Raw genomic sequence first — 21368 nt, 5'->3', positions numbered from 1 at the left:
ACGAATAAATAAATAGGCTTTAGCCAAAAATATTTTGGCTAAAGCCTATTCAAATCAAAATATATGAATCCCCTCCAGCTAAGGCTGGAGGCAATTCAAAAACTAGAGACAATTAACAAAACAGAAAAATTAAAAAATTATAAGCAATTTAAAAAATAAATTATGCCTTATATCAAAACCTACATCCATTTTGTTTGGAGTACAAAAAACAGAATTCCTTTTTTGGACAGCAAAGAATTAAGACAAAAAGTTTGGCATCATATTAAAGAAAATGCCCAAGAGAAAGGGATTTTTGTTGATTATGTTAATGGATATTCAGATCATTGTCATTGTTTGATTTCTTTAGGAGCTGATCAAAGTATTCAAAAAATAATGCAACTCATAAAAGGGGAATCTTCGTTTTGGATTAACAAAAACAAATTGTGTTTAGAAAAATTTGAATGGCAAGATGAATATTTTGCTGTTTCTGTTTCGGAATCTATGCTTGATAAAGTTAGAAATTACATTAGAAACCAAGAAGAACATCATAGTAAACAAACATTTCGAGAAGAATACAACGAATTTATTGCTAAATATAAATTTCAAAAAGAATAGAATTTGGCTAAAGCCATTTACATTATTATCATTTTTTTCCCTCCATCTAAAGCTGGAGGCAATTCAAAAAACTGAAGGCAAATTCAAAAGTTGCAGCATTCAATAGAATTAGACTATAGCACATTCAATATATAATAATTCCAAAATCAATAGGATTGAGCTTTAGCCCAATCAACAAAAAAATTGAATTTGAAAGGCTTTAGCCAAAAAATTTTTCTAAGCATTTTTTAAAGAAATTGATCCTAAATTTGTAAATCAAAAAAATGATAAAACGCACCCTTTTCTTCGGTAATCCTGCTTATTTGAGCACCAAAAACGAGCAAATTGTAATCTCTTATCCTGATAAGGAACAAGAGACCAAAACTGTGGCTATAGAAGATATTGGGGTTATCGTATTGGAAAACCAACAAATCACGATTACCAATGGTTTGTTAGAAAAACTAATTTATAACAATGTAGCATTAATCAATTGTGACCAATACCATTTACCTATTGGTTTGTTGATGCCTTTGAACGGTCATACAGAACAATCTGAACGGTTCAAAAACCAAATTAATGCATCTGCCCCACTCAAAAAGAATTTGTGGCAACAAACCATTAGTTCCAAAATTATGAATCAAGCGGGAATATTGAAAGAAAAAGGAATCCCAATGCGTAAAATGGAGCTCTGGGCAAAGGAAGTAACTTCCGGTGATGCACTCAATCACGAATCAAGAGCGGCAGTATATTATTGGCAAAATCTCATCCAAATAGAAAATTTTACCCGAGGACAAAAAGGAATTCCACCCAATAATTTATTGAATTATGGCTATGCCATCCTACGAGCTATTACGGCACGAGCTATAGTTAGTTCTGGAATGCTGCCCACTTTAGGCATTTTTCATCGCAATAAATACAATGCCTATTGTCTTGCCGATGATATTATGGAACCCTATCGCCCGTATGTTGATTTGATTGTATGTCACATCATGGAAACTGAAGATAGTTTTGAAGAATTGACCATTGACATTAAGAAGCAATTATTGAATATTGCCAGTATAGATGTTTTTATTGACGGAAAAAATAGTCCGTTGATGGTAGCCATGAGTAGAACAACACATTCTTTACACGAATGTTTTGAGGGAACGACAAGGAAAATTTTATACCCTGTTTATGTATGACGAACATTACACCCGTTTAAACCAATATAGAAGTTTGTGGATATTAGTATTTTTTGATCTGCCCACCGAAACACGCAAAGAGCGCAAAATAGCCAGTACATTTCGTAAGAAATTATTAGACGATGGCTTTTCTATGTTTCAATTTTCGATCTATATGCGCTTTTGTGCCAGCAGGGAAAATGCCGAAGTACACACCAAAAGAATAAAAAACAACTTACCCGAACACGGTAAAATTGGCGTTATGCAAATAACCGACAAACAATTTGGGATGATGGAACTTTTTTATGGAAAAAAATTGATAGAAACAGACAAACCTTCACAACAATTAGAATTATTTTAGTCATACAGGATTAGAAAAAAGCTAACATCTTCTATTACAACACATAAAAACCACCTTTTTTTAATTTCAAAATAAGCTTATAACTACCAACATATCAAACGATTATATTGCGGTAGGTTGGGAATTATAAGCTAAAATACAATTTTGAAAGCAATTCACAACTAGAGTTATCTTCTAATAAATCAGTCACGTGTTGGGAATTATAAGCTAAAATACAATTTTGAAAGCAATTCACAACAGACGACCGATCTCGATTTCCAAAGCCTCAGTTGGGAATTATAAGCTAAAATACAATTTTGAAAGCAATTCACAACATGGACTAGGGCATTTAAGATAGTTCCTATGTTGGGAATTATAAGCTAAAATACAATTTTGAAAGCAATTCACAACGAATTGATGGAATCGCAACAATGGATCGAAGTTGGGAATTATAAGCTAAAATACAATTTTGAAAGCAATTCACAACAGATACTGAAACAGTTACTTTTTCCCCTACGTTGGGAATTATAAGCTAAAATACAATTTTGAAAGCAATTCACAACTGGCAGGACTTTCAACTGTAGACATTCTGAGTTGGGAATTATAAGCTAAAATACAATTTTGAAAGCAATTCACAACTCTATCTTCTTCTTTAAATATTGGTTTTTTGTTGGGAATTATAAGCTAAAATACAATTTTGAAAGCAATTCACAACTTAAGATGCAGATAAATCTATTAAGTCCGGTTGGGAATTATAAGCTAAAATACAATTTTGAAAGCAATTCACAACTATTTCCCAGTTTTCCTAGCGCCTCTTATAGTTGGGAATTATAAGCTAAAATACAATTTTGAAAGCAATTCACAACAACAAAACCCTAATTGCTACGCAAATGAGGGTTGGGAATTATAAGCTAAAATACAATTTTGAAAGCAATTCACAACATCAACTTTGAATTATCATTATACGCCCCGGTTGGGAATTATAAGCTAAAATACAATTTTGAAAGCAATTCACAACATGCGCTACCAAATTAACTGATATTTCATTGTTGGGAATTATAAGCTAAAATACAATTTTGAAAGCAATTCACAACATTTTCTTGGTTCATAATTTATCAATTTAAGTTGGGAATTATAAGCTAAAATACAATTTTGAAAGCAATTCACAACGAAAAATCGTTGCAACAAAATCGAAAGGTCGATTTTTCGTTGTGAATTGGCTGTTTAAGAATATGAAAATCGCTTTCCTCTTTTTTAAATCCTATAATTGATATTATTCCTTACTTTTACTTTTTAAACAAAAATACTTCTATGTCAAATATGTTTCCGTTTCTATTGATTTTTATAATCGCGCTCGCCATTGGTGTTTTCATTGGCAAACTTATTTTCTCTGCCCGATTCCAGTCGGAAAAAGTAAGTCTCGAGGAGAAATTAATCGCTTTAAATTCCCAATTCAATCAGCAGAAAGAACAAATCTCTATTGACAAAACAGCTTTCGAGAAACAACTAGAAAATACTATTGCCGAGAAAGAAACCATTCGTAACGAAAAAGACAGTCTGGCCATTCAGCTTTCGAAAAAAGAAGTTGATTTTGAGAATCTTTGGGAACGCAACAAGGAACAAAAAGAGGAAGTTGAAAAACTACAGGAAAAATTCACTAAAGAATTTGAAAATCTCGCTAACAAAATATTAGAAGAAAAGTCCAATAAATTCACGGAGCAGAACAAGGAAAATATGAAAAACATCTTGACCCCTTTGCAAGATAAAATTCACTTGTTCGAAAAGAAAGTCGAAGACACGCATAAAGAAAGTATTGATTATCATGCCGCTTTGCGCCAACAAATTTTAGGATTACGCGAAATGAATATCCAAATGAGCAAGGAAACCATTAACCTGACTAAAGCTTTAAAAGGAGACAGTAAGATGCAGGGAAATTGGGGCGAATTAGTTTTGGAACGTGTTTTAGAAAAATCAGGTTTAGAAAAAGGACGCGAGTACGAAGTGCAACAAGCCTTTACTACTGAGGATGGAAATCGTGTTTTCCCTGACGTCGTAATCAATTTGCCTGACGGCAAAAAGATGATTGTCGATTCTAAAGTTTCTTTGACTGCTTATGAAAAATACATCAATGAGGAAGATGATGATGTGAAAATTAGTTTTCTAAAAGAACATGTAAACTCTATCAAACGTCACGTAGAACAACTTGGCAACAAAAATTACCAGGATCTTTATCAAATAGAAAGCCCTGATTTCGTACTGCTTTTTATCCCTATCGAACCCGCTTTTGCAATGGCATTAAACGAAGACACTACTTTATACAACAAAGCATTCGAGAAAAATATCGTTATTGTTACGCCTGCTACCTTATTAGCTACTTTGCGAACAATTGACAGTATGTGGACCAACCAAAAACAACAGGAAAACGCGCTCGAAATTGCTCGTCAGGCTGGAGCACTGTATGATAAATTTGAAGGTTTTGTAGGTGATTTAATCAAAATTGGAAAGAAGATCGACGAAAGTAAAACAGAATACAGCGGAGCCATGAATAAACTCGTTGAAGGAAAAGGAAACTTAATCGTAAGCGTGGAGAAATTGAAAAAAATGGGAGCCAAAGCGAAAAAAGCGCTACCGGAAAGCATATTGAACAGAGCTGAAAAAGACGAAAACCAATTATTAAACTAAATAGGATATGAGAAAAATATTAGGAATTATTGCAGGTGTTATTTTATTTTCGATCGTATGTTATTTTACTTTTTTATACTATGCAACCTATAGCGAAGGAGTTCGATCCGGGCAATTAATTAAATTTAGCCATAAAGGAGTTGCATTCAAAACTTGGGAAGGTGAATTGAGCCAGGGACTCTCAGGTGCTCAAATCTTTTCTTTTTCGGTAATGGATAAAGACAAAAAAGTAGTTTCTGATTTGAAGGAACTGGAAGGTCAATATGTAAAATTATCCTATGTTGAGCGCTATAAAACTTTTCCTTGGTGGGGAGATACAAAATACTTCATCATTGATGTTAAAAAAGAGAATTCTCCTTACATAAGTAAATAAGCTAGTATGAATACTACTTTTAAAACAGTGGCTTCCTCAAATATTAGCATTTCAGAATTGATGCTGCCGTCACACACCAATTTTAGCGGTAAAATTCACGGGGGCTATATTTTATCCTTATTGGACCAAATCGCATTTGCCTGTGCTTCAAAATTTTCAGGAAATTACTGTGTAACAGCTTCTGTAGACACGGTAAATTTCTTAAAACCTATTGAAGTGGGTGAGCTGGTAACTATGAAAGCATGCGTGAATTATGTAGGCAACAGTTCTATGATTATTGGTATTCGAGTAGAAGCCGAAAACATTCAAACCGGAAAAATAAAACATTGCAATTCCTCTTATTTCACAATGGTTGCCAAAAACAAAGAAGGCAAAAGTGTAGCTGTTCCCGGTTTAATTCTTTCCAATCTTAATGAAGTAAGACGATTCTATAATTCTCTGAAGCAAATAGCTTTAAAAAAGGAGAGAGATTATCACGAGGAAGTCTTTGATTACAGCTCCGAAGAAAGCCTGACAAATATAAAAAAATATAATGTTCAGCTGGAGTTAAAAAAGAGTAAATAGTAAGGAACCAAATAAAGGAATATAAAGCGATTTATTTTAATAAAAATGAGGCTTCAAGCTAACATTCTCTGCTCATTTGATTAGTTTTTAATTCATTTTTTTTGTAACTTTAAGTAGTTTAATTCATAAACGATCATGAAAAAAATTACGCTCCTTTTCCTGATTATTATCACCTATACCGCTTCTGCACAAGAAAAAATGGGCACTGACAGAGGGATTATAATTTTTGAAGCATCTGTACCCTTTTTTGAAGAAGTAAAGGCCATAAATCAAAAAACTGCCTGTATTTTGGTTACAAAAACAGGTGCAATAACTTGTATGGTTTATATCAAAAAATTTCTGTTTGAAAGAAGTTTGATGCAAGAACATTTCAATAAAAATTATTTAGAAAGTGACCGTTATCCTAAAGCAATATTCAAAGGTATAATTGAAAAATTTGACCTGAAAAATATTGATTCAGACTCTAAAGAATATATGATAAATGGAAAGATGACCATTCATGGTAAATCAAAAAAAATTATAATCTACGGAACCATCAAAAAAGTAGGTGAAGGAATTCAACTTGTTTCCACTTTTCCTTTAAACACAGATGATTTCGGTATTGAAATTCCTTTTATAGTACGCAGTAAAATAGCGAAAAACGTCAACACACAAATCACTTGTGTTTTACAATAATTTTATTTTGTTAAACAATCTTTAAGCGCTTCTTCCAAATTTTTGAATTTAAATGTAAAGCCTGTGCTTTCGATTTTTTCAGATGAAACTCTTCTTCCTGTCAAAACAATTTTCGACATTTCTCCCGTTGCCAATTTTATTAAAAAAGCAGGAACATTGGGCAACCAAAGAGAATATCCAAGAACTTTTGCTAAGGTCGTAGAGAAAATTAAATTGTTGGTATTGTCATTGACCGCCGCATTATAAGGACCTACCATATGTGGATTAATAATGGCTTGATAATACATATCACATAAGTCATCAATGTGAATCCACGGCATATATTGCTTGCCTGAGCCTAAAGCAGCTCCCAATCTCCACTTAAAAACAGGTAACAATTTTTTTAGAAAACCATCCTCTTTACCCAATACTAAGCCAGTGCGGATTTTAACAGTACGTATGCGCAAATATTCAATAAAATCGATAGATTCTTCCCATTTGTAACAGGTAAACCCAAGAAAATCATTAGCATGAGGTGTTTCCTCTGTACAAATCTTCTTTCCGTTTATTGCTCCATAAATCCCTATTGCTGATGCAGAAACAAAGGCTTCAAGTATCTTATTATTTTTCTTCAGAACGGAATAGAGAAGCTGTGTTGATTGTTCACGACTATTCCGAATTTCATCCTTTCTTTTTTTTGTCCATCTTTTATCCGCAATATTCTCCCCCGCCAGATGTATTATAAAATCTGCTTTTAGAACAGCATCCTCTTCAATATATTGGGTGGCGACATCCCATTTGTAATAAGAAATTTCTGCAGTATTCTGTTTTTTACTTCTGCTTAAAATGGAAACACTATATCCCTTTTCGATAAGCAAACTAGTTAAATGTCTACCTATAAATCCGGATCCGCCGCTTATTAATACATTTCTTTTTATCATACTGTAAAGCTAATCATTTATGAGGAATCTAAAATATATATTAAATTTTGTTTAACATTATAATTATTTAGTTAAACATTTTGTACCTTTATACTCTAATTACAAATTCGAAAAAAATGGCTGCTAAAAAATCAATATTGACAAAAGAGAAAATAGTTTCTATGTACATGGATTATGTACTTGAGAATAGTGAAAAACCAAAATCTGTTTATCATTTCACAAAATTAAACAACTTCAGTGAAACGGAGTTTTATTCTTTTTTTGGAACTATCGAAAGTATAGAAAAAGAAATTTTTAAAATATTTTTAGACAAAACAGTTGAATTACTGAATAAGAACCCTGACTACGAAAACTACGATATGAAAAGTAAGATGCTTAGCTTTTACTTTACTTTTTTCGAGATTTTAACCGCTAACAAAAGTTACGTAGTTATGGTTTTGAATGAAAACAACAATCAATTAAAAAAATTAGCACAGTTATCTGGTCTGAGAAGCAGTTTCAAAAAATACATTAATGACATCATTTCTGATGATTACCGAGTTCAACAAGAGAAGCTTCAAAATTTTCAGGAGAAAGCAATACAGGAAACTTCATGGGTACAACTTTTACTGACATTAAAATTTTGGTTAGACGATTCCTCTCCTTCTTTTGAAAAAACGGATATATATATCGAAAAATCAGTTAAAGCAACGTTTGAATTAATGAATATAGCACCCTTAGAAAGTTTAATCGATTTTGGAAAATTTATTTTCAAAGAAAAAATATACAACAAATAATGAAAACGATAGATTATATTCCAACATCAAAAATTGAAAGAGCAACAAAACTAGTACAAACCGGGGCGAAAGTTGGCGTTAACTACCTCAAATATTATGGCGAAAAAATAGTTAATTCTGATTTGACCCGCGATAAACTCAATGAAAATAATGCAGAAGACATCTATGATGGATTGAAAAGTCTCAAAGGAAGCGCTTTAAAAGTAGCCCAAATGCTCAGTATGGACAAAAGCTTTTTACCACAGGCTTATGTGGAGAAATTCTCATTGTCACAGTTTTCAGTACCCCCTCTATCTGCACCATTAGTTCTAAAAACATTTAAAACTAATTTTGGGAAAACGCCTTACGAAATTTTTGATGAATTCAATGCCAATTCTGTCAATGCGGCAAGTATTGGTCAGGTTCATATGGCTGTGAAAAACGGTAAAAAACTAGCTGTAAAAATTCAGTATCCCGGCGTTGCCAATAGTATTTCTTCTGATTTGTCGATGGTGAAACCTATTGCGATCAGAATGTTTAATCTGCAAGGAAAAGATTCCGATAAATATTTCAAAGAAGTCGAGGACAAACTGATTGAGGAAACCAATTATCTATTGGAACTAGAACAAAGCCAAGAAGTAGTTAAGGCCTGCAAAAAAATAGAAAATTTAGTTTTTCCAGAATATTATTCTGATTATTCATCTGAGAAGATTATCACGATGGATTGGATGACAGGAATTCACCTTTCAGAATTTACTAAAACGAATACCAATCAAGAAACTGCGAATCAAATTGGTCAGGCGTTATGGGATTTTTATATGTATCAGATTCACATTCTGAAAAAAGTCCATGCGGATCCCCATCCTGGTAACTTTTTGGTAAACAAAGAAAATCAATTGGTAGCATTGGATTTTGGGTGCATGAAGCAGATTCCAAATGACTTTTACACTCCTTATTTTGAGCTGATTGACAAAGAAGTCATTAATAGTCCCAAAATATTCAATGGAAAATTATTTGAATTAGAGATTCTTAGAAAAGATGATTCCCCAGAAGAAGTCACTTATTTCACTGAAATGTTCCATGATTTACTTTCGTTATTTACAAAACCGTTTCAAGAGGAAACGTTCGATTTCTCTGATGAAAGTTTTTTTAAAAGCATTGCAAAATTAGGAGAACGATTTTCAAAAGACACCAACCTGCGCAAAATGAACGGCAATCGCGGGTCTAAACATTTCATTTATATGAACAGAACCTTTTTTGGATTATACAATTTGATGTTTGATTTAAAAGCGACAATTGTGGTCAATGAATATGAAAAATACAAATAGTGAAAAAGGAAAATCTGCCTTCAAAAATATGTCTTGTTTGCAAGCGGCCTTTTAGTTGGCGGAAAAAATGGGAAAAGGTTTGGGAGGAAGTCAAATATTGTAGCGAAAAATGCAAAAGAAACAAAAAGGGTTAGTTTGGTTCAGAAATGATTTGAGAGTTCATGATAATGAATCTTTAACAAATGCGATACGACAAAATGATAGCGTTTTAGCGGTTTATTGTTTTGATCCACGGCATTTTGAAAAAATGAATTTCGGCTTTAAAAAAACAGAAAAATTCCGGGCTAAGTTCCTCATTGAATCAGTAAGCAAATTGAAACAAAATCTGGAAAAGTTGAATATTTCGCTTTTGGTTTATCATCAAAAACCAGAAGATGTTATATCGGAAATTGTTGCAAAAAATGAAATCAATTCTATTTACTTTCAAAAAGAATGGACAAAAGAGGAAATGGAAGTTTTAGAAAACATAAAAGGTAAAGTTGCGCATTCGGTATCTTTCAAAGCTATTTACAATCAGTTCTTATTTCATCCCGAAGACATTCCATTTGAAATTCAATCGATTCCAAATGTTTTTACACAATTCAGGATTCAGTGTGAAAAATCAACGACAGTCAGACCAGAATTTTCGGTTCAGTCGCTATCTAAAGAAAATTGTATACAAAACGAAACAGTAATTCCTACGATGGAAACTTTGGGCTTTATTGATTTTGACATCGATTCCAGAACGGCATTTCCTTTTCGTGGTGGTGAAAACGAAGCGATGATCAGATTGGAAAATTATTTTTGGAAATCAAAAAAACTGAGCGTTTATAAATTGACTCGCAACGGATTATTGGGCACCGATTTTAGTTCAAAATTTTCTCCATGGTTGGCTAATGGCTCTATTTCGGCAAAAACTATCTATTGGGAAATCAGTAAGTATGAAAAAGAAATCGAGAAAAATGATTCGACTTATTGGTTGATTTTTGAATTGATTTGGAGGGACTATTTCAAATATGTTTCGCTGAAAAATGGAAATTCAATTTTCAAAATTGGTGGAATTCTAGATAAAAAATACGAGTGGAAAACTAATCAATCAGCTATAAATCAATGGATAAACGGCACAACAGAAGAACCTTTTGTCAATGCCAATATGATTGAATTGCAACAAACAGGTTGGATGAGTAATCGCGGCAGACAAAATGTAGGCTCCTATTTTTCAAAGAATCTTCTATTAGATTGGCGCATAGGAGCCGCGTATTTTGAGGCCATGCTGCTTGATTATGACATACACAGTAATTATGGAAATTGGATGTACGTTTCAGGTGTTGGAAACGACCCCCGAGATCGCAAATTCAACATTAAGTTACAGGCTAAAAACTACGATGGTGAGTCAAAATTTCAAAACTTGTGGTTGCAGCAAAAATTATTTTAAAAATTATGACAGCTAATAAAAAACATATCAATGTAGTTTGGTTCAAAAGAGACCTTCGTTTACAGGATAACGAAGCGATTTTTAATGCCACAAAAACTGGCATACCCACATTATTACTTTATGTATTCGAAAAATCTTTAGAAAATGATTTACATTACAGTCCGAGACACTGGAGCTTCATCAAGCAATCACTTGTAGATATCAACAAACAACTGGAACGATCGAACACACAGGTATTGGCAGTATCTTCAGAGGTGCTTCAAATTTTCAATATCCTTGAGGAAACATATAAAATTGACAATGTCTATTCACATCAGGAAACAGGTTTAAAAATCACTTATGAACGAGACAAAACCTTCAAGCGATTTTGCAAAAACAATCAAATCAATTGGATTGAGAACACCAATAACGGAATTTTCAGAGCATTGAGAGATAGAACAAATTGGGTTTCAAAATGGGAAGAGTACATGAATGAACCACAGTTTATTTTTGATTCGAAAACAGAAAATTTTCTTAATATGGAGGCAATCAGTGAACTCGAAAAAGCATTTGAAAAGACCAATTTAGAAACTGTTCCAGATGCGATTTTCCAAAAGGGAGGTTCAACTATGGCAGGGAAATATTTGCAAACATTCTTTGATGAGCGCTATCATAACTATAATTCTCATATTTCAAAACCTTTATTGTCGCGAAGAAGTTGCAGTAGATTGTCCCCTTATATTGCTTGGGGAAATTTATCTTCCAGACAAGTTTTGCAACAAGCAGCTACGTTCCGACTTACCTGTAACAACAAGAAACAAATTGATTCTTTTGTTTCCAGACTGACTTGGCAGGCCCATTTTATTCAAAAATTTGAAATGGAAGAAATTATGGAATTCGAAAGTGTCAATAAAGGTTTCCATACTTTAAAAAAGAAAATAAATGAAAACTACATTCAAGCTTGGAAAACGGGTCAAACAGGATTTCCTTTAATCGATGCCTCTATGCGATGCTTGAATGAAACCGGTTATTTGAACTTTAGAATGCGTGCAATGTTAGTGTCGTTTTTTACCCATAATTTATGGCAGCCTTGGCAGGAAGCCACGCAACATTTATCCCAAATGTTTTTAGATTTTGAGCCCGGAATACATTTTCCGCAGTTGCAAATGCAGGCGGGTGAAACCGGAATCAATATGTTACGTATATATAATCCAATAAAGAACAGTTACGAACACGATCCTGATGGTGAATTTATAAAAAAATGGGTGCCGGAATTGCGCAATTTGCCACGTGCATTTGTACATGAACCATACAAAATGACCTATTTAGACCAGCAGTTTAATGACTTCGAAATAGGAATAAGTTATCCGAAACCAATTGTAAATATGGAAAGAACGCGAAAATTTGCCAGTGATTTTTTATGGAAAATGAAGAAAAACCCATTAGTAAAAGAAGAAAGTTCACGCATATTAAAACTTCACACCATGACTGATATTGGAGATAGTGAGTAACATTTTAATGGCAATATAATTATAATTTATGAATACAAGAAAAGAGCTTACCGATTTAGACAAAGACCGAATTATAGAAATGGCTTGGGAAGACCGAACCACTTTTGATGCAATTTTGATGCAATTTGGATTTAAAGAACAAGAAGTCATTGATTTGATGCGAATTGAAATGAAGCCTTCGAGTTTTAGGATGTGGCGCAAACGCGTTCAAGGCCGCAAAACAAAACATGAAAAACTAAGAGACTTCAAAGAAGGAAGATTCAAATGCACAATGCAAAGACAGATTAATAACAATAAGATCTCGAAAAGATAGCAGAGTCGATATAAAATATTTTAAATAACCTTTTGAATAAAAAACATGAAAAATATAGTAATCGTTGGTGGTAGCAAAGGAATAGGAAGCGCCATTTTGCTGCAACAATTAGAGACAAATATGGTGTTCAACATTAGTAGAAATGCCCCGGCCATTACACATCCAAACCTTAAACATTTTGCCGTAGATGTATTGCAGGATTCACTTCCGGATATAGAAAGTGCTGACACAGTGATTTACTGCCCGGGCTCTATCAATTTGAAACCCATAACAAGTTTGAGCATCGATGATTTCAGAAATGATTTTGAAATTAATGTTATTGGAGCTGTAAAAACTATTCAGAAATATTTACCTGTATTAAAAAAAGGAACGGATCCATCCATTATTTTGTTCAGTACTGTAGCCGCAAAACTGGGGATGCCCTTTCATGCGAGTATTGCTACTGCAAAAGCAGGTGTGGAAGGATTAGTAAAATCGCTGGGAGCAGAGTTGGCATCGGTAGTGCGCATCAATGCAATAGCTCCGACTATTACCGAAACATCACTTTCGGCAAATATTTTAAGAAATGACCGTATGAAAGAAAATATGGTAGAACGCCATCCCATGAAAGGGTATTTGAAGCCGGAAGAAGTAGCTAATATGGTAAATTTCCTAATTTCTGAAAATGCAAAATCAATCTCAGGTCAGGTATTTGAAATGGATTATGGAATTGTGACATTCAAAATATAAAAATTATAAAAAATGCATTCATAACTTAAAAAAATCGAAAATGATACTTAGCAAAATAAAAAGCTACGAGAAAATCGAGCAATATGATACGAAAATAACGACATCATTAGCTGAAAATTACAAAACAATAATTGAAAATTTAGGCGAAGATGTAAATCGAGAAGGTCTCGAAAAAACGCCTGAAAGAGTGGCTAAAGCAATGCAGTATTTGACACATGGTTATGAATTAAATCCCTTAGAAATTTTAAAATCGGCACTGTTCACTGAAGACCATAAACAAATGATTGTGGTAAAAGATATTGAAGTGTATTCGATGTGTGAACATCACATGTTACCTTTTTTTGGAAAAGCGCACGTGGCTTATATTCCAAATGGTAAAATTGTAGGTTTAAGTAAAATCCCAAGGATAGTCGATGCCTTTGCCAGAAGAATGCAAGTACAAGAAAGACTGACAGATCAGATCAAGAATTGTATTCAGGAAGCTTTAAATCCGCTAGGTGTTGCAGTGGTCATTGAAGCACAACATATGTGTATGCAAATGCGAGGGATTCAAAAACAAAATTCCGTTACAACAACTTCTTCTTTTACCGGTGCGTTTGAAAAAGATAAAACCAGAAAAGAATTCATTAGCTTAGTTTCCAATAAATTGAGTTAAATCTAAATATCATTCGCCACATTGAACATTGGCTAAAAACAGCACAATCTATTATACGAATTATCTCTTATTTTTTGCGCAGCATCTAAAATTGGAGTTAATTCGTATAATTTATTGAAAAAGAAGCTTTTTTGAACAAATGCAATAATTAAAATGTAAAACCATGAAAATTCTCTTAACAGGTGCGACGGGGTATATCGGGAAGCGACTTTTACCACTTTTGGTAGCACAAGGTCAGGAAATCGTATGTTGTGTAAGGGATAAAAATAGGTTTTATATTCCAAAAGAATTTGAAAACCATATTGAAGTTATAGAAATAGATTTTCTTAAAGAAGAAAGTTTATCCGCAATACCTGAAGACATAGATGCAGCGTATTACTTGATGCATTCTATGTCTACTTCGTCTGCTAATTTTGATGATTTAGAAAGCATTTCTGCTACAAATTTTGTGCAACGATTAAATCAAACGAATGCGAAACAAGTCATTTACCTGAGCGGTATTGTAAATGACAAATCACTATCTAAACACTTATCTTCCCGAAAAAAAGTGGAAGATATCTTGAATACAGGCAAATTTTCGGCCACGACGCTAAGAGCCGGCATAATTGTAGGTTCTGGAAGTGCGTCATTTGAAATCATTAGGGATTTAGTAAATAAACTTCCCGTTATGATTACTCCAAAATGGCTCAACACAAGATGTCAACCCATAGCAATTCCCGATGTGTTGGCGTTTCTCTCTAAATCATTGCTAAATCCTTTGACCTACAATCAAAATTTTGATATTGGCGGACCCGACATTCTTACTTATAAAGAAATGTTATTGGGCTATGCCAAAGCAAAACACCTCAAAAGATGGATTTATACTATTCCGGTGATGACTCCAAAATTATCTTCGTATTGGTTGTATTTTGTAACCTCAACCTCTTATAAACTAGCTTCAGCTCTTGTAAGCAGTATGAAAGTCGAAGTAATTTGTAAAGATCATCGAATTAATGAGATCTTGAATGTAAAACCCATGACGTATGAGCAAGCGTTGTCTCGGGCGTTGCTAAAAGTCGATGAAGATAAAGTAGCTTCGAGCTGGAAAGACTCTTTAGTCAGCGGACGTTTTAGCAGCAGTATATCTGAATATCTCAAAGTTCCTAAAAAAGATTGCTTCATTGATCGCCGAAAAATGCAAGTAGTAGACAGAGAGTACACCATCAATAAAATCTGGTCAATTGGTGGCGATTCTGGTTGGTATTACGGTAACTGGCTTTGGGGATTACGTGGATTCATTGATAAATTATACGGAGGAGTTGGTTCCCGAAGAGGAAGAACGAACCGTCATGACATACATTCTGGTGATGCATTGGACTTTTGGCGTGTCTTGTATGCTAATAAAGACGAGGGAAAGCTAATCTTATTTGCCGAAATGAAATTACCGGGAGAAGCTTGGTTAGAGTTCAAAATTATCGGAAACACTTTGTATCAATCCGCTACTTTCAGACCTAGAGGGATTTGGGGTAAATTATATTGGTATTCCGTTTTACCTTTTCACGGATTTATTTTTAATGGAATGCTGAAAAAATTGATTGAATAATTATTTTTTTGAAACATGTAAGTCATTTAAGTTGACCTAATTTCATACTTTTTGTCATTCCGATGAAGCAGGAAATCCACTCTTAGCTAATAATTAGTCTTGATGAAATTCTTCTTTCGTCGAAATGAAAATATAAAAAAATTACTTTAGAATTCCCGCTTTGTAGGTTGCTATAGCTCGATCTCTTGCCATAGCGTGCGCTACCATTGGTTCTACATATCCTAAATCAAATTCTTTGATCCATTTGCGGATGTAGATTCCATTTTCGTCAAACTTTTTTTGCTGAATCTCCGGATTAAAAACTCGGAAATAAGGAGCAGCATCGCAACCTGTTCCTGCTGCCCATTGCCAATTTCCGATGTTAGCTGATAAATCATAATCCAATAGTTTTTCGGCAAAATAAGCCTCTCCCCACTGCCACTGAATCAATAAATGTTTGCAAAGGAAACTTGCTACTACCATGCGCACTCTATTGTGCATGTATCCTGTTTCATTTAGTTGACGCATTCCGGCATCCACCATAGGATATCCAGTTGTACCAGAACACCAACGCTTGAAATCGGCATCGTCATTGCGCCACTGAATACCATCATACGCTGATTTGAAGTTTTGGGTAACTACTTTTGGAAAATTAAATAAGATTTGCATAAAGAATTCTCTCCAAATCAGTTCACTCAAAAAGACATCATTTTTATGAAAAGCCCAATTAACTAATTTACGTATGCTTACGGTTCCGAAACGCAGATGTGGTGATAAATAAGAAGTTTTGTCTAAGGCTGGGAAATCCCGAATTTCTTGATAATTTGAAATAAATTTTAAGTTCTGCGGTTTTACTTTTATGGGACTTTCTTCGAAACCTATTTGTTCCAAAGTTGGAAAAGCAAATTCACTTGGATAAAAATTAGAAAAATGATCGCTACTATCATATTCCTGAACCTGAACCATTGCTTTGTATTTTTCCAACCATTTATTTTTAAACGGTGTATAAACCGTGTACGGCAATCCATCGGCTTTTGTGATTTCCTTTTCTTCGAAAATGACTTGGTCTTTAAAGGAATAGAAGATTGCATTGTTTGCCTCCAATATTTCACAAATCGCACTATCCCTCTTTATCGCGTAAGGTTCATAATCTTTATTGAAGAAGACTTCCTTTACATCAAATTCTTGCAAAAGTGATTGCCAAACTTCAAGGGTTATTCCTTTTTTAACTAAAAGCGAACTTCCTATTTCTTTTAATTCCGTATTTATTTTAGAAAGTGATTCATGAATAAATCCTACTCTGGCATCGTTTTTTGGCAAACTGTTTAAAATGGCATCATCAAAAATAAACAACAAAATTACAGGTTGTTTAGACTTTAAAGCATGGAATAATCCAACGTTATCTTCTAAACGTAAATCTCGTCTAAACCAAAAAATAGTTACTTGTTGTTTGCTCATTACTTTTTATTAAACATTTCGTCCACCTTAGTCACACGGTAAGCAAAAATGGATTTCAATTTATTTTTAACCACCAATATATTCATGATTCGGCCCAGAAAGCCAAGTGGCAACCCGTAATGCACCACATCCGTCATTTTGGTTCCGTTTGGTGTTGCTTCAAAGAAATGTTTGTGGTGCCAGAAACTGTATGGACCAAAACGCTGTTCGTCTATAAAATAACTATTTTCCTTGACTTGGGTAATTACGGTCATCCACGACAAAGTAATCCCAAAAAGGGGCGTTACTTTATATTGAATGATTTGTCCCGGATACATAGACTTATGATCAAAATCCGTTATTTGAAAACCCATTCCCTCCGGTGTTATTTTTTGAAGGTTCTTTGGGCTTGAAAAAAAAGCCCAACATTCTTCGACACTTGCATTTACATGTTGAACGGTTTCTTGTTTGTATATTTTCATGATTGCTGATTAAGAAAAGATTCTTTACTGGTTCACCTGAGTTCCGCGAGGGATAGAAGTGGAGCCCTTTTAATATCTGGCTTATTTGCCAGAGATATTAAAGCGGGAACGGATAGCCCGACCCGTCATACCTCAATTGAACTTTACATTTTATAGTATTTTAACGGCACAAATAACATTCCAAAACACTCTCCATGCTCTTTTCCCAAATGCTTATGATGTATTTTATGTGCTTTACGCAAGCCTATCAAATATTTATTATTGGTGTTTTTGAACCACTTAAAACGTTGATGTATCAAGACATCGTGTATCATGAAATAACAAAATCCGTAGAATGTGATTCCAAGTCCAATGAAGAACAGGTAATTCATACCACCTTGCACACCAAAATAAAAAAGTACGATGCTGGGTACAGCAAAAATCACAAAAAAGATATCGTTTCGCTCAAAAACATTAGCGTATTTGGGCTGGTGATGGTCAGCATGAAAATACCACATCAATCCGTGCATGACATACTTATGTGTCATCCAGGTCACGCATTCCATAAAAAAGAAAACACCTAAAAAGATTATAAAAGAAATCATTATTTTTTCATTTAATTAAAATATATTTTCTCAAAACAAGGCTATTATTAAACCAATCTCAACTTATAAGTAACGAAAGATTGCGCCAGTAATCCCGCTTTAGTATAATTAGAAACTCGAATTCTTGCATTGCCAATTTCGTGACAAGGCGTATTTTCGAGCTTTTTCAAGAGCTTTTTATAATAGACAAATGCTGTGTAAACACCAAATTTAGCTTCAATCGGTAACTTCAAAATTCCTTGATAAGCAACTCTGAAATCTTCTTCTATTTCCTTTATAATGGCTCTTTTTGCATTCTCATCAAAGGAGTTTAAATCGACTCCTGGAAAATAATTCCTGTTTAAGATTAAATTATCATCCTTAAGATCTCGCAAAAAATTAACTTTTTGAAAGGCTGAACCTAAACGCATGGCTTCGCTCTTTAATTGCTTGTACTTTATATCGTTTCCATCTACAAAAACCTTGAGACACATTAAACCTACCACATCAGCGGATCCATAAATATACGCGTCATACTCCTCTTTACTGTTGTAATCTGATTTAATCAAATCTAATTTCATACTTTTAAGAAAAGCCTGAACCAAGTCATCAGAAATATTATATTTTTTAACCGTTTGCTGGAAAGAGTTCAAAATTGGGTTTAGACTTATACCTCTGTCAATTCCTTTGTAGTACTCTTTTTCGAAATCATTAATCAAATCTTCCTTGTCGTATCCATGAAATGAATCTACAATTTCATCAGCAAAACGCACAAAGCCATAGACACCGTAAATAGCATCCCTAATACTTGGCGACAGCATATATACTGCCAATGAAAATGAAGTACTGTAGTTTTTTGTAACTAACTTGCTGCATTTGAAAGATACATCATCAAATATTTTTTTCATATTTATTGATCTGAAAATTGCTTATTAATTAATTCTGATACTAATTTTCCTGAGATTAGAGCTGGCGGAACTCCAGGTCCAGGAACGGTCAACTGACCGGTGAAATATAAATTTTTTACTTTTTTACTTTTAAGTTTTGGTCTCAAAAAGGCGGTTTGTAATAACGTATTTGCCATTCCATAAGCATTCCCTTTATATGAATTGTATTCTGAAACAAAATCATTTTTACAGAACGACTGCTTAAAGATAATATTATTTTTAACGCTTTGCTGTGTTAAAGCTTCAAAACGGTTTATTATTTTGTCGAAATACTCTTCCCTTAACTCCTCAGTATCATTGATTCCAGGTGCCAACGGAACTAGGAAAAAACCTGATTCCATTCCTTCCGGCGCGGCCGTTTTATCCGTCAAAGATGGAAAATTGGCATAAAACAAGGGATCTTTAGGCCACTGTGGCTCATCGTAAATATCCTTTGCATGCTGATAAAAATCAACATCAAAAAACAAGGCATGATGTGAAATGTTTTCTATTTTTTTATTGAAACCTACGTAAAACAATAATGATGAAGGAGCAAAAACTCTGCTATCCCAATATTTCTCTGAATATGCACGATGTTCCTGATCTAATAATGTTTCCGTGTGATGATAATCCGCACCGCTTAAAATCAAATCTGATTCAATCGTTTCACCATTTACCACTATCGCTTTGGCCGTTTTATTATCAACAATTATTTTTTCGATATTTGCGTTGGTATGAAAAGTCACTCCTAACTCACGTGCTAAGCTTTCCATTGCACGAACTACATCAAACATTCCTGTTTTAGGATGCCAAGTTCCAAGACCAAAATCAGCATAATTCATAAAACTATAGAACGATGGAGTGTGTGATGGTTTTGCTCCAAGGAACAGCACAGGGAATTCGAGAATTTGAATTAATCGTTCGTTTTTAAATTTCTTACGAACATCTTTACTGATGTTACTGAAAAACTGCCCCACTTTTTTAGCGGTTTCCACAGTCACCAATTCCAAAGGTGAAATCCCTGGCCGGTAAACTAAATCTTTAATTGCGATATCATAATTGCTTTTGGCTTCAGCCATAAATTCACTCAAAATCTTTCCGCTTCCTTTTTCAATTTCTTCAAAAGCGAATATGATATCTGTTAAATTATCTGCAATGGTAATAAAATCATCGATTCCGTAATACACTCGATATGCCGGTGATAACTTTATGAGCTCATAATAATCGCTTGTTTTCTTACCAAAATCAGCAAAAAAACGATCAAAGACATCCGGCATCCAATACCAGCTTGGTCCCATATCAAAAGTGAAACCTTCTTTCTTTAATTGTCTTGCTCTACCGCCTACCGACGCATTTTTTTCAAAAACTTCAACCTGATGCCCGCTTTTTGCCAAATAACAAGAAGCAGCCAAAGCTGAAAATCCGGAACCTATAATTGTAATTTTATTTTTCATTTGTTTAGCAAATGTACAAAATGTTTAAACAAAAACAATTAAATTTTAGCTACTAATTCTGAAATCGAATCAAAAATAGATATTTTATCCGAAAGTCCTTCCTTTTTAATAAACTCAACCAATCGACCTGTTAACCATAACTCAGTGGCATCATCGATCAATTCTTCTGTCATTTTAGCCACATATTCATTTACAGAATCTCTCTCAGGCTGAACGGTAAAATAAGAAATGAAAACAATGGAATTAAAATGCTTTTTTAAATCTTTTAAATTCTCAATAGGCATACTTTCACCTAGGTAAATTGCTTTGTAGCCATGCAATAAAATTTCATAATGCAAATACATTAATCCCAGCTCATGTATTTCATTCATTGGCAGTGAAAGCACAAAAACTTTATCTACTTTAGTTTGCTTTAAAACTTGCAGTTTCTCAGTATTCACCAATAGTTTTTGCTTGATTAAATAGCTGATAAAATGTTCGTGAGCAGGCGTTATTGTATCCGATTGCCAAAGCAAACCAAGCTCATTCATCAAAGGGATGAAGACTTCGTGAAACACTTCTTTGAATGATTTATCTGCAATTAACCAATTGTAGGTGTTGAAAAATAATTCTTGGTCAAAGTTCATCATTGCCATCTTAAAAGCACTTATAGCATGGCTTTTTGCCGTTTTACTTGAAATTATTTCTCGAACTAGGGAAGGTATTTTGTCTTGTGGATAGGTGGCAATTTTTGATATCTTGTATCCATAATCATGTAACAAAGTAATATTTAGCAGCTTTTGCAAACTGGCCAAATCGTACAACCTAATGTTAGTATCCGTACGCATGGGTTGGAGTATATCATATCTTTTTTCCCAAATTCGTATCGTATGCGCTTTTATCCCTGACAGGTTTTCAAGATCTTTAATACTGAATACATTTTTAACATTGTTCATCGTTTATCAAAATTTAATAAACAAATGTAAAATAATAAT

Annotated in this window: 23 protein-coding genes and 1 CRISPR repeat array; of the genes, 16 read left to right on the top strand and 7 right to left on the bottom strand. The window is 33.8% G+C overall.

Features of this window, described 5'->3' with window-relative positions; genetic code table 11:
- Positions 1–162: 162 nt before the first annotated feature.
- From tnpA to ACFX5F_RS11365, 7 genes are all read left to right on the top strand, one after another.
- Positions 163–594: an IS200/IS605 family transposase gene (tnpA, locus tag ACFX5F_RS11395; protein WP_379852156.1), complete on the top strand. Its 432-nt coding sequence runs from the start codon at positions 163–165 to the stop codon at positions 592–594.
- A 263-nt stretch (positions 595–857) separates the two neighbouring features.
- Complete coding sequence (gene cas1, locus ACFX5F_RS11390; RefSeq protein WP_379852155.1) at positions 858–1754, top strand: type II CRISPR-associated endonuclease Cas1; 897 nt, start codon at positions 858–860, stop codon at positions 1752–1754.
- Positions 1747–2094 carry a CRISPR-associated endonuclease Cas2 gene (gene cas2 / locus ACFX5F_RS11385; RefSeq protein WP_379852154.1) on the top strand — a complete coding sequence of 116 codons (348 nt, stop codon included), beginning with the start codon at positions 1747–1749 and terminating at the stop codon, positions 2092–2094. The genes cas1 and cas2 overlap by 8 nt, the downstream gene beginning before the upstream one ends.
- A gap of 116 nt (positions 2095–2210) precedes the next feature.
- A CRISPR array of direct repeats spans positions 2211–3243; the repeat unit is 46 nt; unit sequence GTTGGGAATTATAAGCTAAAATACAATTTTGAAAGCAATTCACAAC.
- Between the two features lie 141 nt (positions 3244–3384).
- A complete protein-coding gene (locus tag ACFX5F_RS11380) occupies positions 3385–4755 on the top strand; it encodes a DNA recombination protein RmuC (RefSeq protein WP_379852153.1) in 1371 nt (456 codons plus the stop codon).
- Between the two features lie 7 nt (positions 4756–4762).
- Positions 4763–5128 carry a DUF8785 domain-containing protein gene (locus ACFX5F_RS11375; protein ID WP_379852152.1) on the top strand — a complete coding sequence of 122 codons (366 nt, stop codon included), beginning with the start codon at positions 4763–4765 and terminating at the stop codon, positions 5126–5128.
- A gap of 6 nt (positions 5129–5134) precedes the next feature.
- Positions 5135–5692, top strand: a complete 558-nt coding sequence (locus ACFX5F_RS11370) for an acyl-CoA thioesterase (RefSeq protein ID WP_379852151.1) — start codon at positions 5135–5137, stop codon at positions 5690–5692.
- A 135-nt stretch (positions 5693–5827) separates the two neighbouring features.
- Positions 5828–6367, top strand: coding sequence for a YceI family protein (locus ACFX5F_RS11365; RefSeq protein WP_073210954.1), 540 nt, complete (start codon positions 5828–5830; stop codon positions 6365–6367).
- A 2-nt stretch (positions 6368–6369) separates the two neighbouring features.
- Here ACFX5F_RS11365 and ACFX5F_RS11360 read toward each other — a convergent pair whose 3' ends face one another.
- Positions 6370–7287 carry a TIGR01777 family oxidoreductase gene (locus tag ACFX5F_RS11360; protein WP_379852150.1) on the bottom strand — a complete coding sequence of 306 codons (918 nt, stop codon included), beginning with the start codon at positions 7285–7287 and terminating at the stop codon, positions 6370–6372.
- A gap of 116 nt (positions 7288–7403) precedes the next feature.
- Between ACFX5F_RS11360 and ACFX5F_RS11355 the strand changes: the two genes are divergently transcribed.
- The 9 genes from ACFX5F_RS11355 to ACFX5F_RS11315 all read left to right on the top strand — a co-directional run bounded on the left by ACFX5F_RS11355 (position 7404) and on the right by ACFX5F_RS11315 (position 15553).
- A complete protein-coding gene (locus ACFX5F_RS11355; protein WP_379852149.1) occupies positions 7404–8063 on the top strand; it encodes a TetR family transcriptional regulator C-terminal domain-containing protein in 660 nt (219 codons plus the stop codon).
- The gene (locus ACFX5F_RS11350; RefSeq protein WP_379852148.1) at positions 8063–9370 is read left to right on the top strand and encodes an ABC1 kinase family protein; all 1308 of its coding nucleotides are present in this window, start codon (positions 8063–8065) and stop codon (positions 9368–9370) included. Before ACFX5F_RS11355 ends, ACFX5F_RS11350 begins: the two co-directional genes overlap by 1 nt.
- A complete protein-coding gene (locus tag ACFX5F_RS11345; RefSeq protein WP_379852147.1) occupies positions 9370–9504 on the top strand; it encodes a DUF2256 domain-containing protein in 135 nt (44 codons plus the stop codon). The genes ACFX5F_RS11350 and ACFX5F_RS11345 overlap by 1 nt, the downstream gene beginning before the upstream one ends.
- A complete protein-coding gene (locus ACFX5F_RS11340) occupies positions 9480–10784 on the top strand; it encodes a DASH family cryptochrome (RefSeq protein WP_379852146.1) in 1305 nt (434 codons plus the stop codon). Before ACFX5F_RS11345 ends, ACFX5F_RS11340 begins: the two co-directional genes overlap by 25 nt.
- 5 nt (positions 10785–10789) lie before the next feature.
- The gene (locus tag ACFX5F_RS11335) at positions 10790–12274 is read left to right on the top strand and encodes a cryptochrome/deoxyribodipyrimidine photo-lyase family protein (protein ID WP_379852145.1); all 1485 of its coding nucleotides are present in this window, start codon (positions 10790–10792) and stop codon (positions 12272–12274) included.
- A 28-nt stretch (positions 12275–12302) separates the two neighbouring features.
- Positions 12303–12587: a TIGR03643 family protein gene (locus tag ACFX5F_RS11330; protein WP_379852144.1), complete on the top strand. Its 285-nt coding sequence runs from the start codon at positions 12303–12305 to the stop codon at positions 12585–12587.
- Between the two features lie 45 nt (positions 12588–12632).
- A complete protein-coding gene (locus ACFX5F_RS11325; protein WP_379852143.1) occupies positions 12633–13316 on the top strand; it encodes an SDR family NAD(P)-dependent oxidoreductase in 684 nt (227 codons plus the stop codon).
- Positions 13317–13356: 40 nt separating this feature from the next.
- Positions 13357–13971 (top strand): GTP cyclohydrolase I FolE, encoded by a 615-nt coding sequence (folE, locus tag ACFX5F_RS11320; RefSeq protein ID WP_379852142.1) that lies wholly within the window; start codon positions 13357–13359, stop codon positions 13969–13971.
- 163 nt (positions 13972–14134) lie between these two features.
- The gene (locus ACFX5F_RS11315) at positions 14135–15553 is read left to right on the top strand and encodes an SDR family oxidoreductase (protein WP_379852141.1); all 1419 of its coding nucleotides are present in this window, start codon (positions 14135–14137) and stop codon (positions 15551–15553) included.
- 141 nt (positions 15554–15694) lie between these two features.
- On the opposite strand, the gene ACFX5F_RS11310 is transcribed toward ACFX5F_RS11315, so the two are convergent.
- The 6 genes from ACFX5F_RS11310 to ACFX5F_RS11285 all read right to left on the bottom strand — a co-directional run bounded on the left by ACFX5F_RS11310 (position 15695) and on the right by ACFX5F_RS11285 (position 21329).
- Positions 15695–16990 carry a cryptochrome/photolyase family protein gene (locus ACFX5F_RS11310; protein ID WP_379852140.1) on the bottom strand — a complete coding sequence of 432 codons (1296 nt, stop codon included), beginning with the start codon at positions 16988–16990 and terminating at the stop codon, positions 15695–15697.
- A complete protein-coding gene (locus tag ACFX5F_RS11305) occupies positions 16990–17451 on the bottom strand; it encodes an SRPBCC family protein (protein ID WP_379852139.1) in 462 nt (153 codons plus the stop codon). Before ACFX5F_RS11305 ends, ACFX5F_RS11310 begins: the two co-directional genes overlap by 1 nt.
- 143 nt (positions 17452–17594) lie before the next feature.
- Complete coding sequence (locus ACFX5F_RS11300) at positions 17595–18035, bottom strand: sterol desaturase family protein (protein WP_379852138.1); 441 nt, start codon at positions 18033–18035, stop codon at positions 17595–17597.
- A 47-nt stretch (positions 18036–18082) separates the two neighbouring features.
- Positions 18083–18922, bottom strand: coding sequence for a phytoene/squalene synthase family protein (locus ACFX5F_RS11295; protein ID WP_379852137.1), 840 nt, complete (start codon positions 18920–18922; stop codon positions 18083–18085).
- Between the two features lie 2 nt (positions 18923–18924).
- Entirely contained in the window at positions 18925–20394 is a 1470-nt protein-coding gene (locus tag ACFX5F_RS11290) for a phytoene desaturase family protein (RefSeq protein WP_379852136.1), read from the bottom strand.
- A 38-nt stretch (positions 20395–20432) separates the two neighbouring features.
- Positions 20433–21329 carry a MerR family transcriptional regulator gene (locus ACFX5F_RS11285; protein WP_379852135.1) on the bottom strand — a complete coding sequence of 299 codons (897 nt, stop codon included), beginning with the start codon at positions 21327–21329 and terminating at the stop codon, positions 20433–20435.
- Positions 21330–21368 lie beyond the last annotated feature (39 nt).

It is taken from the genome of Flavobacterium zhoui (genome assembly GCF_042787235.1).
Classification (GTDB): domain Bacteria; phylum Bacteroidota; class Bacteroidia; order Flavobacteriales; family Flavobacteriaceae; genus Flavobacterium; species Flavobacterium zhoui.
This window is presented reverse-complemented; position numbering and strand designations above follow the sequence as displayed.

Coding starts and splice junctions, on each gene's coding strand:
- tnpA (WP_379852156.1), top strand. CDS start 163: ATGCCTTATATCAAAACCTACATCCATTTTGTTTGGAGTACAAAAAAC.
- cas1 (WP_379852155.1), top strand. CDS start 858: ATGATAAAACGCACCCTTTTCTTCGGTAATCCTGCTTATTTGAGCACC.
- cas2 (WP_379852154.1), top strand. CDS start 1,747: ATGTATGACGAACATTACACCCGTTTAAACCAATATAGAAGTTTGTGG.
- ACFX5F_RS11380 (WP_379852153.1), top strand. CDS start 3,385: ATGTCAAATATGTTTCCGTTTCTATTGATTTTTATAATCGCGCTCGCC.
- ACFX5F_RS11375 (WP_379852152.1), top strand. CDS start 4,763: ATGAGAAAAATATTAGGAATTATTGCAGGTGTTATTTTATTTTCGATC.
- ACFX5F_RS11370 (WP_379852151.1), top strand. CDS start 5,135: ATGAATACTACTTTTAAAACAGTGGCTTCCTCAAATATTAGCATTTCA.
- ACFX5F_RS11365 (WP_073210954.1), top strand. CDS start 5,828: ATGAAAAAAATTACGCTCCTTTTCCTGATTATTATCACCTATACCGCT.
- ACFX5F_RS11360 (WP_379852150.1), bottom strand. CDS start 7,287: ATGATAAAAAGAAATGTATTAATAAGCGGCGGATCCGGATTTATAGGT.
- ACFX5F_RS11355 (WP_379852149.1), top strand. CDS start 7,404: ATGGCTGCTAAAAAATCAATATTGACAAAAGAGAAAATAGTTTCTATG.
- ACFX5F_RS11350 (WP_379852148.1), top strand. CDS start 8,063: ATGAAAACGATAGATTATATTCCAACATCAAAAATTGAAAGAGCAACA.
- ACFX5F_RS11340 (WP_379852146.1), top strand. CDS start 9,480: ATGCAAAAGAAACAAAAAGGGTTAGTTTGGTTCAGAAATGATTTGAGA.
- ACFX5F_RS11335 (WP_379852145.1), top strand. CDS start 10,790: ATGACAGCTAATAAAAAACATATCAATGTAGTTTGGTTCAAAAGAGAC.
- ACFX5F_RS11330 (WP_379852144.1), top strand. CDS start 12,303: ATGAATACAAGAAAAGAGCTTACCGATTTAGACAAAGACCGAATTATA.
- ACFX5F_RS11325 (WP_379852143.1), top strand. CDS start 12,633: ATGAAAAATATAGTAATCGTTGGTGGTAGCAAAGGAATAGGAAGCGCC.
- folE (WP_379852142.1), top strand. CDS start 13,357: ATGATACTTAGCAAAATAAAAAGCTACGAGAAAATCGAGCAATATGAT.
- ACFX5F_RS11315 (WP_379852141.1), top strand. CDS start 14,135: ATGAAAATTCTCTTAACAGGTGCGACGGGGTATATCGGGAAGCGACTT.
- ACFX5F_RS11310 (WP_379852140.1), bottom strand. CDS start 16,990: ATGAGCAAACAACAAGTAACTATTTTTTGGTTTAGACGAGATTTACGT.
- ACFX5F_RS11305 (WP_379852139.1), bottom strand. CDS start 17,451: ATGAAAATATACAAACAAGAAACCGTTCAACATGTAAATGCAAGTGTC.
- ACFX5F_RS11300 (WP_379852138.1), bottom strand. CDS start 18,035: ATGATTTCTTTTATAATCTTTTTAGGTGTTTTCTTTTTTATGGAATGC.
- ACFX5F_RS11295 (WP_379852137.1), bottom strand. CDS start 18,922: ATGAAAAAAATATTTGATGATGTATCTTTCAAATGCAGCAAGTTAGTT.
- ACFX5F_RS11290 (WP_379852136.1), bottom strand. CDS start 20,394: ATGAAAAATAAAATTACAATTATAGGTTCCGGATTTTCAGCTTTGGCT.
- ACFX5F_RS11285 (WP_379852135.1), bottom strand. CDS start 21,329: ATGAACAATGTTAAAAATGTATTCAGTATTAAAGATCTTGAAAACCTG.